This is a genomic window from Romboutsia ilealis, assembly GCF_900015215.1.
Classification (GTDB): Bacteria; Bacillota; Clostridia; order Peptostreptococcales; family Peptostreptococcaceae; genus Romboutsia; species Romboutsia ilealis.
Window position 1 is genome coordinate 1,855,469 of record NZ_LN555523.1, and the last position, 13,542, is coordinate 1,869,010.

A 13,542-nucleotide genomic window follows, 5' to 3' on the forward strand; every position below is an offset into this window, starting at 1 on the left:
ACCTGAGTATATAAATTTAGCATAATAAAATTTTATTATAATTTAAACCTTACAACTTCATCTATATTTTTTATATCTATTTATGAAAAATACAGATTAAAGTTTCGCATTATATGAAAATACCTATGAGGCTCTTATCTCATAGGCATATTAGCTTACATTTAATTATTCTTCACAGTCACAATCTGTACAACTATAATCATCGTCATCATCAGAAGATAATATTATAGCTTTACAGTTCGGACAAATTACATCAACTTCGTCATCATATAATAACTCTTCATCTATTTCTACTAAGTCATTACAGTTTGGACATTCCATTTCTATAAAACTAAGATCATCACAATCTTCATCTATTTCTTCATCATCATATATGTCATCTTCTATATCTGATAAATCTTCATCTATAGACTCAACATATTCAGCTAAATCACATTGTTCTTCATCTAGTTCTACTATAGAGTCTGCAAAACTTTCTAATACATCTATTATCTTATGTATTATTTTTCCTTCCTTCGTTTCTTTTGATATATCTAACCCTTCAGCTAGACCTTTTAGATATGCTACTTCTTCATATAAATATTTCATATGTACCCCTCTCCTTCTTTTTATATAAATTAAAAGCCCGTACATCTTTATTATTAAGATATACAAGCTTTTTATACGTAAAAAACTAAACTCTTGATAAATATTCTCCAGTTCTAGTGTCTATTTTTATTTTATCTCCTTGGTTTATGAATAAAGGAACTTGAACAACTGCTCCAGTTTCAACTGTAGCTGCTTTAGTTACATTACTTGCAGTATCTCCTTTTATTCCTGGCTCAGTTTCTACTACTTCTAACTCTGCAAAGTTTGGAGCTTCAACTTGGAAAGCTTGTCCTTGATAGAATCTTATAGTAGCTACTTCATTTTCTTTTAAGAATTTTATAGCATCTTCAACTTGCTCATAGTTTAATGGTATTTGATCATATGTTTCTTCATCCATGAAGTAGTATAATTCACCATCATTGTATAAGTATTGCATTTGTCTTGTATCTATATGAGCTTTAGGGAATTTATCACTTGGGTTGAAAGCTTCTTCTCTTATAGCTCCTGTCTTTAAGTTTTTGTATTTAGTTCTAACGAAAGCTGCTCCTTTACCAGGCTTTACGTGTTGGAAGTCAACTATTAAACATGGTTGACCATCTTTTTCAAATGTTACACCTTTTCTGAAATCACTTGCATTTACCATTTTGTTCCTCCATATAAAAATAATTTTATTCTTCGATACTTAGGATTAATTTAATTATATTATTATTATAATCAAATTTCTAAATTTAATTTTAGGCAAATATTTCTCTAGATTACTAGTTTGCCAATATCTATCCTTTTATTATCGTATACTCTGTAAATTATATACTCTATTGTAATCTTGTCAAGTCAATTATAATTATTTATATACTATTAACTAATGCATTTATAGCTAATATATATCCATAAAAACCAAATCCTGATATTTGCCCAATACATGCACCTGCTGTAACGCTATTTTTTCTAAATTCTTCTTGTCTTTTATGAATATTAGAAATATGTACTTCTACACAATTAATATTTATAGATTTAATCGCATCATAAATCGCATAACTATAATGAGTAAAAGCTCCAGGATTTATAACTATTCCATCAAATGTATCATTTGCTTCATGGAGTTTATCTATTATTTCTCCTTCATGATTACTTTGAAAAAATTCTATTTCAAAATTTTCTCTAAATGTATCTTTTATAAAGCTTATTAAATCATCTAAGGTTGCATTTCCATAGATATGAGGTTCTCTATTTCCCAACATATTTAAGTTTGGACCATTAATTACTAAGACTTTCACAATTACCTCCAACTATATGATTACAATTTCATATAATTATAATATCATAAATTATCCAATGTAAACAAGTATTTGACTAATTACTTCATCTATATTTTTACCATTTATATCTATTAATATATCACTTACTTCTATATACTTTTCATATCTAATAGATAATAATTCTTCTATTTTTTTACTTAAATTTTCACTTTCTTTTAGTAGAGGTCTTTGATTTCTTTCATTTTGTACATGATTTATTATAGTCTCAACACTTCCGTCTAAAAATATTACCTTTTCTTCATTTTTTAATATATTATAATTTTCTTTAGTAGTGATTATTCCTCCACCGGTTGCCATTACTATATCTTCATTTTTTACAAACTTCTCTAATATACTATTTTCTAATTTTCTAAAATAGTTTTCTCCATATTGTTCAAATATGTCAGGTATACTTTTATTTGTTAGCCGTTCTATTTCATAATCAGTATCTATAAAATTAAAATTCAACTTTCTAGCTAACTGTTTACCTACAGATGTTTTTCCTACTCCCATAAATCCTATTAGTATTATTTTCATATATCTTCTCCATTAAAATTTATTATATCTATAGTGAACTTAGTTTCGTAAACTTGTTTATTTTTTGATAAGTTCAATTTAATATCTATAATTTTATCACTATTTTCCTTTGAAATCAGTATCTTATCTACGTAATCCCCAATTTCATACCCACTACTTGCAGTTACATCTTTTATAAATAATTTATTGCTACTTGGAACAAATTTAATTTCTTTATCTTGTAACTTATTACTACTATCGTTATATTTACATTTAATTGATGTCACTGATAAGAAATTATTTATTTCTTCTTTTGAAGTTATACCTATAATACCTTTAGAATTTCCTATTAATTCGTCAATATAGTTTGTAATTTCCATAGCTTGTTGTTGGAGTTCTATTTTATCTTCTATATTTGATTTTATATTAATTGATAAATGTACTATTGAATAAATTATAGATGATAATATCATTATTATGGATAATGTTATTACACTTTCTATAAGTATATATCCTTTTCTATTTTTCATACTTACCTTCTTTTATAAGTACCCTACCACTTATAGGTACTATTGTTATTTCTTTTTTTATATCTTTATAAATAATTTTTATAGTTGTTCCTGAAGGATATGGTGTTCCATCTGCCTTAAATTTTATCATGGATCTCGTATATTCTATTTTACATACCTTAGGTAAATATACTTGTTTTATATCTTCTTTATTTTCATTTAATGTAAAACTACTGCCTTCATCATTCTTGTTTAAATATACATAAGCATTTGTATTTCCCATCATATTTATATTCCTTACATATCTTATATCTGAACATAGTTGTTTTGTAAATGAATTTACTTGATACTTTTCTATCTTATCCTTAGGAAAGCATAATGTTGTTATTAGTAATATTATACTTATAGTTATTACAAGTTCTACTAACGTCACATTCCTTCTCTTTTCATATTTTTATATCTCCTTATAATCATAAACTGTAACTATACTGCTTGGGTCTATATCTTTTATTTTTATATTATCTTCAATTTCAACTTTATCGTCCTCAATATTTTTATCGGTATAATTACTATTTATGTTCTCATTATCAGTATCTGATATTTCGTTAGTTTGATTTTCAGATTCTAAGTTATTTTCATTTTTATAATTTGTATTTATATCATATGTATCTGCGAAATTGGTAGAATAATTTATATTTAAAGTTTCAGCCTCATTTTTAATTTCATCTCTAAGATTATAAAAATTTAAATTTGTATCTATTTTTACGCTAGCTTTATATTTTTTTATATAGCTCTCTTGTTTAAATGTGGCTTCTATTTGAAAAGTAATTAATCCGCTCGAACTAGAAGTTATTTTGCTTGGTACTTTTATGGTTGTATTTTGAATTTGACTATTTGAGATGTTTTTTATATTATTTATAAATATATTTCCCAGAAAATAGTTTTTAAATTCTTCTTCTGTTTCACTATTTTCAAGGGCTATACTTACTTCTTTTAATATATTACTATGTACAAGTTCTATTGAACTTAATAAAGATTCTTTCATAATTATATTCTGATAGTTTAAATTGCTAATTCTACTATTGCTATAATTTAATCCTATACACATCATAGTTATTGTACTTACTATAGAAAATACTATTAGTACAAATATTAATACGGAGCCTTTATTGTTGTAATACATAACTCTCAAGCCTCCTTATTTGTTCATTTTTCCTTACTTCTATTACTACTTTATAACACTTATAGTAATATTCATCTTTTTCTATTGTTTTTTTAACTTCATAGTTATTAATAGTCTCAGTATCATTATAATTACTACTTATATTATTATTTCTAATACTATCTTTTATATAATCTAAAGTAGACTTTGCGATATTCGTCATTTCTATTTTTGATATATTGTTATTTAATACAAAATAATTATTATATAACGATACTGAAACCATATAAACTAAAATGCATATTATAGATAAACTAACTACGCATTCAATAGATGTAAATCCATCATTTTTATTTTTCAAACTTCCTCCTAATTAATAACTTATTAAACACTCTTTTCATAAAGTTTCTTTATATATTCAAAATCTTCATCACAAGGATTAATATCTGTCCATATATAAAAAGCCTCTAGTGCTTGATTTATAAGCATATCTATTCCATATATAATTTCTAAATTATTTCTTTTTGCCCAATTTAGAAAAACCGTATCCTTTGGCTTATAAACTATATCACAAACTAGTAACTTTTTATCTATTACTATATTTGTATCTATTGGACATAAATCATTTTCCATACCTATAGGCGTAGTATTTATTAAAATATCTATATCCATTAAACAACTACGATTTATAGCATCTTTTGAACAATTAGCCTCTGTATTAAAATTATTATTTATAGAATCTATAATTTCATTTGCTCTATCTAAACTTCTATTTCTAACCTCTATAGACTTCACACCTTCTGATGCCAGTTCTATAGCTATGCTTCTACAAGCACCACCTGCACCTATTATCATTACTTTCTTATTTTTTATATCATAACCTTTATCTAAAATTGACTTTACGAAACCGCGTCCATCAGTATTGTATCCTTTTAATATTCCTCCTTTATTTTTTATAGTATTTACAGCTCCTATTAATTTCGCATTATCATCTATACTATCTAAATATTTAATTATATTTACTTTATGAGGTATTGTAACGTTACACCCTTTTATATCTAATGCTTTTATCCCATATACGCAATCTTTTAATTTATCTTCTTTTATATCAAAACATACGTATATATTATTTTCAAAGTATTTTTCAAATAAATAGTTATGTATAGTTGGCGAAAAACTATGTTTTATAGGATGTCCTAAAAGACAAATTGTTTTAGTGTCTGAATTTATATTCATTTTAGTCTCCTTTTATCTTTATTTCCACTTATTAGAGTATATATACTATATTATATTAAAAGTTACACATATTTAAATATTTTTGATAAATAAATTCATCATTATCGTCTCTTATTCGGCTTTTATAATTTTTTATATCATTATCTAAATTTAGTTCTATAGTAACCTCTATATTTTTATCTGAATCAGTTTTTATATCTATTTTACCATTATATATAACTATTATATTCTTTGCTAAAGAGACTGCAATATCTAAAATTCTTCTATCTTTATCATTTATATACTTATTATAATCGTATCCTCCAGTATTTTTTATGCTTATTATACTCTTACTACGTTTACTTGTAAGTGATATATCTACTAAACTCTTTTTATCTGAATATCTTAGTATCATCGTCAATAAAGTTAATATTATTTTTTCTATATCTTTAGGATCTACAAAACCAATTTTTTCTTCTTCATCTGTATCAAAGAAAATTTCTATATCATTTAATTTTACATAGTCATTAAATTCTATAGCTGTATCTTCAACTAAAGTTACTATATTGTAGTAATCTTTATTATTTTCATAAACATTTAGTTCTAATTTAGATAAATCCATTATATTGTTGATTATTTCCATTAAAATATCTGCATTCTTTTTTGTAACTTTAACTGCATCTGACAGCTGACTATCTGGGTTTAGCTTTATATCTTCTTTATGCAATATTGACATTAGCTGATTAGATGATGATATTACATTTAAAGGTGTTTTTAGTTCATGAGACATATTTATAAAGAATTCAGACTTTATTTTATTAGCTGTTTTTTGCTTTTCTATCTCTATTTCCATTAATTCAGCATTAACTTGCTTAGTTATATCTCTTACTATTCCTACAACATTTAATTTTTTATTTACTTCTATAATAGTTCCTCCACACTCTATATGCATATCTTTTTGCCCTGATTTAACAGTCCTTCTTTGAAATTTTATATTTTCATCATCCTTAGAAGTTGTAATTATCATACTTTTACTTATATTATCTATATCTATATCTTCTACTGTCTTATAATTTGTCATTTCTAAAAATCTAGAATTAGCATAAGTTATATTCTTAGTATCAAAATTTGCTATATAAATTCCTTCTGGTATTATGTTGACTAATGACTCGTATTTTTCTTTACTTATTTTTAATTTTTGTAACAATTTTTTATATTCAGTTATATCTCTAATTGCTATTACATTTTTCTTACTGTTTATATCTCTAAAGCTTGCTCTATCTATATTTAAAAAAATCTCTTTATCATCTTCATATATATATTTGAATTCTCCATTTTTATTTGAATTAAATAGTGCATTATTTATTTCTTTACTTCTAAAATCTATATTTTCACTCTTCTTATTATTATATATAATATTATTTTCATCAGTTAATAGTATTGAGTATGGTATATTATCTACTATTTTTTTATATTTCACCTGATTCTCTTTTATTTTCATTTCACTCTTCTTCTTATATGTAATATCCTCTATATAACAAATAAAACCAATCTCATTATTATCTATAATTATCTTACAATATGTACATTCAAAATATCGTCCATCTTTGCCTTCAAATTCACCTTTAAGTTTATCTGTTTTTTTATCTAATAAATTAAGGTATTGTAAAAATTTATCCTTATTTTTTACGCTATTATCTAAAAAATCTAATATACTTAAATCCCCTTTAAAAGATTTATACTCCTTCCACATATTATAAAAACTTTCATCTTCATTAACTATATTACCTAGATTATCTATTAAAATTACACATTTATTACTTTGATCCAAAATAGTATTTAAAAGTTTATTCTTTTTATCTAAATTTTCTTTTATAGTCATAGATATATTTTTATTTATATCTAATTTTTCATCATTATTGATGATTTCATTGCTAAATAAACTTATTCTTTTGGAAAGTTTTATATTTTTTAACTCTGATTCTTTTATATATATCTTATATATATTTTTTAATATCACAATAGATGATATAAGCTCTAATATATCCCCCATATTTACTATATATATCTCTTTTTTTACTAATAAACGTATAGCTATATAAGATAAATTCAAAATTAGTGTAACCTTTGAACTTCTATCTAAATTATAGTTATATACACTAATTGAAAACATATATACAGTTGCCATTAGCATATATAATAAAACTAACTTATCATATTCTATTAATTTATAATTATCTGATATTAATATTGGTAATAATGCTAAAATATAATTTATATTCATAATAAATTTCAAATTATGCTTTTTAAATTTATATAAATTTAACTTTAAAATTAATAGCATCATAAGTATTTGACTATTATTATGTAATAAATTTGTATCATATCCTTTTATTATTATCGTAAGTTGATATAGGACTATAGTTATTAAAAGCATCAATAACATCGTATTTTTCTTATTTCTTTTAGCTGTCAAATTTGCATATAATATGTATGTACTAGTAAGAAAAATTGATATACTAAATAAATTTATATACTTATACATATTAATCTCCTTATTAACATCTCTTACGAAGTTAGATTAAGATATATATCTGAAAACTCTATCTCTATCTTTTCGTTTTGAGTAAACTTATCTTGCAATTTAATATTTTTACTTAATATATTATTAGGCAATATTATTTTAAATTCACTACCTTTATTCAATTCACTTTCTACATTTATATTTATGTTATTTAGATTTGCTAATTTTTTTACAACGGACAGACCCATACCAGTTCCTTCACACCCTCTAGATAAAGTTGTATCTATCTGTTCAAAGTTCTCAAATATGACTTCTATCTTATCTTTTGGTATTCCTATACCTGTATCTTTTATTGATATACAAACCTGTTCATTCTCCATATATAAGTTTATATCTATTTTCCCATCTGTATCAGTAAATTTTATTGCATTTGATAATATATTTAGAATTATTTTTTCTACCTTTTCTGTATCTAAAACTAATATTTTCTTATTTATCTCACTCTTAAAACTTATATCTATTCCCTTTCTATCTGTGTACTCTCTAGATATTTTAACTATATTTTCTAATAACTTAACAATATCACATTTTCTTAATTCTAAAGTACATGTCCCATTATCAATTCTACTTACATATTCTATATTGTTTAAAAGTTTTATGAGCCTATAGCAATTTTGTTTAACTAGCCTAGTATGATTATTTATATTTTCTGAATTATACTTTACTTTGTTCTCAATTAAATTATTGTTAGTTTCAAATATTGTATTAATAGGCTTTTTTATATCATAAGCTACATTAGATAAAAACTCTGTTTTAAATTTATTTTTTTCTTTCATTCTATTTAGTTCTTTTTCTAATTTCATTGATTTAAATTCATAATCTAACATTCTAAATACTACTATAAGAGTTCCTTCTTCTTCTCTTTTAACAATAGCTAGTGATATATCAATATTATTTAACTTGTCTATTGTAAATCTTCTAAACTCTCCATAGTTTTCTTCTTTAAGATAGGTTTTTATAGATTCATTCAACTTATCTAAGCCTATAGTTTTTAGCATCCTTATGCTTGCTTCATTTCTATAAATATGCTTATTTGTCATTGGATTTACTATTACTATTCCTTCTGGTAATGTTTGAATTAATAATTTATACGTTTTTTCACTTTGTTCTATATTCATTATTGTAGTTTCTAATTCTGTTATATCTATTACTATACTAATCAATAAATCTTCATCATTTAATTTTATATTAGTTGTAACTAACTCAACTATTCTTCCATTTATTAACTCTATCTTATTTGTAATTTTTTCTTCTTTTTTACTTATTACTAATTGTATATTTGATAAAAATCTTTCTCTAAATTTTTTACTTACAATATTCTTTATATCTCCTATAGATATTTCTTTTTTACTAATATTTATATCTAATATTTCTAATCCTTTATCATTTATATATTTTATATTTTTAGAATCATGTATTATAACCCCTTCATTTAATACATTCATTAAGTTCTTGTACATCTTTTCACTTTCTTCTAACTTATTTTGTATTAATGTAGTTTGAGTTATATCTTTTAGTATACATATTATTACTGATTTTTCATCTATAGTATCTATCGTACATTCTAGTCTGTAAATTTTTTTATCATAAGATTTAATATTAAAACTTTCTCTAGATTCCGTTGCTATTTTTTTTATTTCATCTATTAAATTTTGATATTTAGGAAATTTAAACTGCAAATATTTAGATATGTCTATCCTATTTTCTTTATTTTCATAATCTTCTATTAGTTTATTAAATGATTCATTACTATAAATGAATTCCTTATTGATATCTAGGATAAATATTGGAATGTCAGATTCTTCTATTGACTTGTTTATTTTCTTGCTAACTCCTAGTATTTCATCTTTATAATTTTTTTGAAACTCTTTCTCCGATTTTATTTTATTTTTTATTTCTTTTATATACGATTTTTTTTTGTTTAAATTATATTTATTATCTAATAATTCTTTATTAAATACTTTTATATAATCTATAACTGAATATTTTAGGATTATAATATTCAATATTATATTTATTAAAATACTATGTTCAGCTTTAATATTACATATATATAATAGGCCTAAAATTAATATAGATTTATGTAAAAAGTTATTAATCTTTAATTTTTCTTTTATGATTAATATAATTGTAAATTTTAAAATAAGTATCATACTAACCAAATTTATATTACCTATTATTACATAGCTATTTAAGTATATATATATTATAAGCTCTCCTATATATATCATAAATTCTAATAACATCATCTTTCTTTTATTTAATGTATATAATACTAAAGATATAATAGGAATAGAAAATATAACAATTATATTTATATTTTCTATTATTTCTTTATATTTGTATAAATTCATTATATCAATCACCAACCTTTTTTTCATTTCACTAACGTTATCTAAATTTAACTGTATTTTTAACTAATTATGATGTTTAAACTAATATGATATTAATACTTTTTGCTATATAATTAATGTTAACAGATTCATATAAGTTTTTTTGTCGTTTTTGATTGTCTAATCATGAACTTTTCAACAAAAAAAGCCTTATTTAGTTAAATAAGGCTTTTTTCTGATTTTAGTTCTTTTTGTAATTTTTTCAATGCTCGCTTCTCAATCCTAGATACATATGATCTTGATATCTCTAATTTTTCAGCAATTTCTCTTTGTGTTTTATATCCACATGTAGTTAAACCATACCTTAATAGTACAATCTCTTTTTCCCTCTTAGTGAGTATTTTATCTAATTGTTCATATAGTTTACTAATTTGAACCTTTAATTCTACTTGATCTAATATATAATCAATATCGGTACCTAAAACTTCAATAAGGCTAATCTCATTACCTTCTTTATCCATTCCTATAGGATCTTGAAGTGATACTTGCGCTTTATTCTTCTTATTAGTTCTAATATTCATAAGAATTTCATTTTCAATGCATTTAGATGCATAAGTTGCAAGTCTCGTACCTTTTTCTATATTATATGTCTCTATAGCCTTAATAAGCCCTATAGTACCTATAGATATTAAATCATCTTGATCTTCACTAGAATTATTGTATTTTTTAGCTATATGGGCTACTAGTCTCATGTTTCTCTCTATTAGAATTTCCTTTGCATGTTTATCTTGCTCTTCCTTAAATTTTGTTAGATACTTTAATTCTTCTTCAGGGGTTAATGGTTTTTCAAATGATTTTAAAATAGTCAAAAGGCCACCCCCTTTTTTTTATTCCATGTCATTTTTAATTATATGAGGGTGACCTGTTTTAATTGCTATATTTAATTTTTTTTATTTAATTTTATTATTTATTTTCATGCATATTTCTTTAAATATTGGTAACGATTGTTTATTTCCATTTTCATTTCCTTCCACTATTACTGTTATAGCATACTTAGGGTCATTTTCAGGATAAAAACCAGTTATCCAACTATGATTTACCTTTATACTATTCACAGTACTTTGAGCTGTACCAGTTTTTACACCACATCCACCAGGTAAATCATTTAATTCTTTACCTGTTCCTTCTTTAGATACATTTTTCATTAATTCTTTTATTTTGCTAAGTGAATATGGAGATATTATCTCTTCATTCTTAGCACTTTTAAATGTTTTAATTATATTCTGATTTGAGTCTAATACACTATCATATAAATATAATGGTTTATATGTTCCATTATTAGCTATAATTTGAGTCATTTGATTTACTTGTATTGGAGTAAACTCCATACTTCCTTGACCTATTGCTAAGTTTCTTATAGATATATCCTTTGGAATAACCTCAAAGGTCTCTTCTTCTAATCCTATATCTACTTTTTCTTCCATATGTAGTTTTCTCGCCGCCTCTATTATGTTTTCCTTTCCTACTTTCATTGCTATATCTAAAAACGCAGGATTACATGAATTAGAAAATGCATCTTTTAATGTCTGTAATCCATGTCCATCTAATTTATTACAATTTAATACTTCATTATTATTTCCTATAGTTATACTTCCACTACATTCATATGTATAATTTTCATCTATTATATTATTTTCTAATGCTGCATAAAGAACTACTATCTTAAATATAGATCCAATAGGGTAATTAACTTGAATAGCTCTATTCATAGTTTCTCCATCCCTACTATTTATGTATTTAGACAAATCATATTGATCAAATGTAGGCCTAGAACTTATTGCTAATATCTCTCCTGTATTCACATCAGATATTACTACTGCACTAGGATTCTCTTCTTTATCTACCGTTTCCTCAACTATACTTTGAATATCTTTATCTATTGTTAACTTAATATGTTTATCATCATCATCTTTATCTACTGTTTTTATAGTACCTTTTAATATACCTACATTTTTATTACCTTCATTTCCTGCTTGACCTGCCTTAAATACAGATATATATTCTTCATGAGAATTATTAAGCAATTCTTCCATATCTTTCTCTATCCCATATTGGCCTATTTTGTCTACACTACTTATGTAACCTATTGTATGAGATAAAATACCATCGGATGAATATCTTAGTTTTTTATCTTCTACTATTATGCCCTTTTCTTCTAATTGTTTTTCTAAATTATTATCTATAACTTCAGTTTCTATTTCAACTACAGATTCTAATACATTGTATTCAATATCTGTTTTTAAATCTCCATTTTCATCTTTCATTACTTTATTTACTAATTCTTGAGTTTCATTATCATTTAAAATCTGAGCCTTTTGTACTACTATGATTTTAGATACCTTTGTATCTGTTAGTGCTTTATTATTTCTATCGTATATTGTACCTCTTCCACTATTTAGTTCTATTTTTCTAGTATTTTGATTTTCTACTTTTTCTTTATAAAAATCTGCATTTATAAACTGGATATCTACAACTTTATATACTAATACTAAATACCCTATTATGAATATAAAAAATATACTGTATGCTCTTCTACTTATTTGTTTTGGTAAAATAGTTTTTCTTGGCATAAAATCACCCCTTAGATATTTTTATATTTGACAATATCTAAGGGGTTAATACTTATTATAATTAATTTAATTGAGTTTTTATTTTAGTTATAACTATATCTATAGCGACTTCGTTTTGTCCACCTTCTGGCATTATTATATCCGCATATTTTTTATATGGTTCTATAAATTGATCATGAGCAGGTTTTACTGTTGATAAATATTGTTCTATAACTGAATCTACAGTTCTTCCTCTCTCTTTTATATCTCTTTGTATTCTTCTAAGTATTCTTATATCATCTTCCGTGTCTACATATATTTTTATATCTAACTTATCTCTTAATTCTTCATCTTCAAGTATCATTATTCCTTCAACTATAATTATATCTTTAGGAGATATAGTTACAGTTTCATTTTGCTTTCTAGTGTGTAATTCATAATCATATATAGGCTTTTCTATAGTTTTTCCTTCACATAATTCTTCTATATGCTTTATAAGTAATTTATTATCAAAAGAAAGTGGATGATCATAATTTGTTTTTAATCTTTCTTCAAAAGTCAAATGAGATTGATCTTTATAATATGCATCTTGCTCTAATATAGCTATGTTTTCTTCAGGTATATTGTCTATTATCGCTTTACAAACAGTACTTTTACCTGATCCTGTTCCTCCCGTTATGCCTATTATAAGCGGTCTTTTGTTATTTTTCATAATGTCAGTTCTCCTTAAT

At 23.9% G+C, this 13,542-nt stretch carries 14 protein-coding genes; all 14 read right to left on the reverse strand.

What is annotated here, in order from left to right; translation table 11 throughout:
* Window positions 1-165: 165 nt before the first annotated feature.
* A complete protein-coding gene (locus CRIB_RS08715; RefSeq protein WP_180701992.1) occupies window positions 166-588 on the reverse strand; it encodes a CD1247 N-terminal domain-containing protein in 423 nt (140 codons plus the stop codon).
* Between the two features lie 85 nt (window positions 589-673).
* Window positions 674-1,231 carry an elongation factor P gene (gene efp / locus CRIB_RS08720; RefSeq protein ID WP_071119719.1) on the reverse strand — a complete coding sequence of 186 codons (558 nt, stop codon included), beginning with the start codon at window positions 1,229-1,231 and terminating at the stop codon, window positions 674-676.
* Between the two features lie 202 nt (window positions 1,232-1,433).
* Complete coding sequence (aroQ, locus tag CRIB_RS08725) at window positions 1,434-1,862, reverse strand: type II 3-dehydroquinate dehydratase (RefSeq protein WP_180701993.1); 429 nt, start codon at window positions 1,860-1,862, stop codon at window positions 1,434-1,436.
* A 51-nt stretch (window positions 1,863-1,913) separates the two neighbouring features.
* A complete protein-coding gene (locus tag CRIB_RS08730) occupies window positions 1,914-2,420 on the reverse strand; it encodes a shikimate kinase (RefSeq protein ID WP_180701994.1) in 507 nt (168 codons plus the stop codon).
* Window positions 2,417-2,929, reverse strand: coding sequence for a prepilin-type N-terminal cleavage/methylation domain-containing protein (locus tag CRIB_RS08735; protein ID WP_180701995.1), 513 nt, complete (start codon window positions 2,927-2,929; stop codon window positions 2,417-2,419). Before CRIB_RS08735 ends, CRIB_RS08730 begins: the two co-directional genes overlap by 4 nt.
* Window positions 2,919-3,341 carry a hypothetical protein gene (locus CRIB_RS08740; protein ID WP_180701996.1) on the reverse strand — a complete coding sequence of 141 codons (423 nt, stop codon included), beginning with the start codon at window positions 3,339-3,341 and terminating at the stop codon, window positions 2,919-2,921. Before CRIB_RS08740 ends, CRIB_RS08735 begins: the two co-directional genes overlap by 11 nt.
* Window positions 3,342-3,362: 21 nt before the next feature.
* Window positions 3,363-4,091: a hypothetical protein gene (locus tag CRIB_RS08745; protein WP_180701997.1), complete on the reverse strand. Its 729-nt coding sequence runs from the start codon at window positions 4,089-4,091 to the stop codon at window positions 3,363-3,365.
* On the reverse strand, window positions 4,075-4,431 hold the full coding sequence (locus CRIB_RS08750; RefSeq protein WP_180701998.1) for a hypothetical protein: 357 nt from the start codon (window positions 4,429-4,431) through the stop codon (window positions 4,075-4,077). Before CRIB_RS08750 ends, CRIB_RS08745 begins: the two co-directional genes overlap by 17 nt.
* Before the next feature lie 23 nt (window positions 4,432-4,454).
* Window positions 4,455-5,306, reverse strand: coding sequence for a shikimate dehydrogenase (gene aroE / locus CRIB_RS08755; protein WP_180701999.1), 852 nt, complete (start codon window positions 5,304-5,306; stop codon window positions 4,455-4,457).
* 55 nt (window positions 5,307-5,361) lie between these two features.
* Window positions 5,362-7,830 carry a sensor histidine kinase gene (locus CRIB_RS08760; protein WP_180702000.1) on the reverse strand — a complete coding sequence of 823 codons (2,469 nt, stop codon included), beginning with the start codon at window positions 7,828-7,830 and terminating at the stop codon, window positions 5,362-5,364.
* A 23-nt stretch (window positions 7,831-7,853) separates the two neighbouring features.
* Window positions 7,854-10,223, reverse strand: a complete 2,370-nt coding sequence (locus CRIB_RS08765) for a sensor histidine kinase (protein WP_180702001.1) — start codon at window positions 10,221-10,223, stop codon at window positions 7,854-7,856.
* A gap of 197 nt (window positions 10,224-10,420) precedes the next feature.
* The gene (gene sigK / locus CRIB_RS08770; RefSeq protein ID WP_180702002.1) at window positions 10,421-11,071 is read right to left on the reverse strand and encodes an RNA polymerase sporulation sigma factor SigK; all 651 of its coding nucleotides are present in this window, start codon (window positions 11,069-11,071) and stop codon (window positions 10,421-10,423) included.
* Between the two features lie 81 nt (window positions 11,072-11,152).
* Window positions 11,153-12,832, reverse strand: a complete 1,680-nt coding sequence (locus tag CRIB_RS08775) for a peptidoglycan D,D-transpeptidase FtsI family protein (RefSeq protein ID WP_180702003.1) — start codon at window positions 12,830-12,832, stop codon at window positions 11,153-11,155.
* Between the two features lie 61 nt (window positions 12,833-12,893).
* Window positions 12,894-13,526 carry a uridine kinase gene (gene udk, locus CRIB_RS08780; protein WP_276701222.1) on the reverse strand — a complete coding sequence of 211 codons (633 nt, stop codon included), beginning with the start codon at window positions 13,524-13,526 and terminating at the stop codon, window positions 12,894-12,896.
* Between the last annotated feature and the right edge of the window lie 16 nt (window positions 13,527-13,542).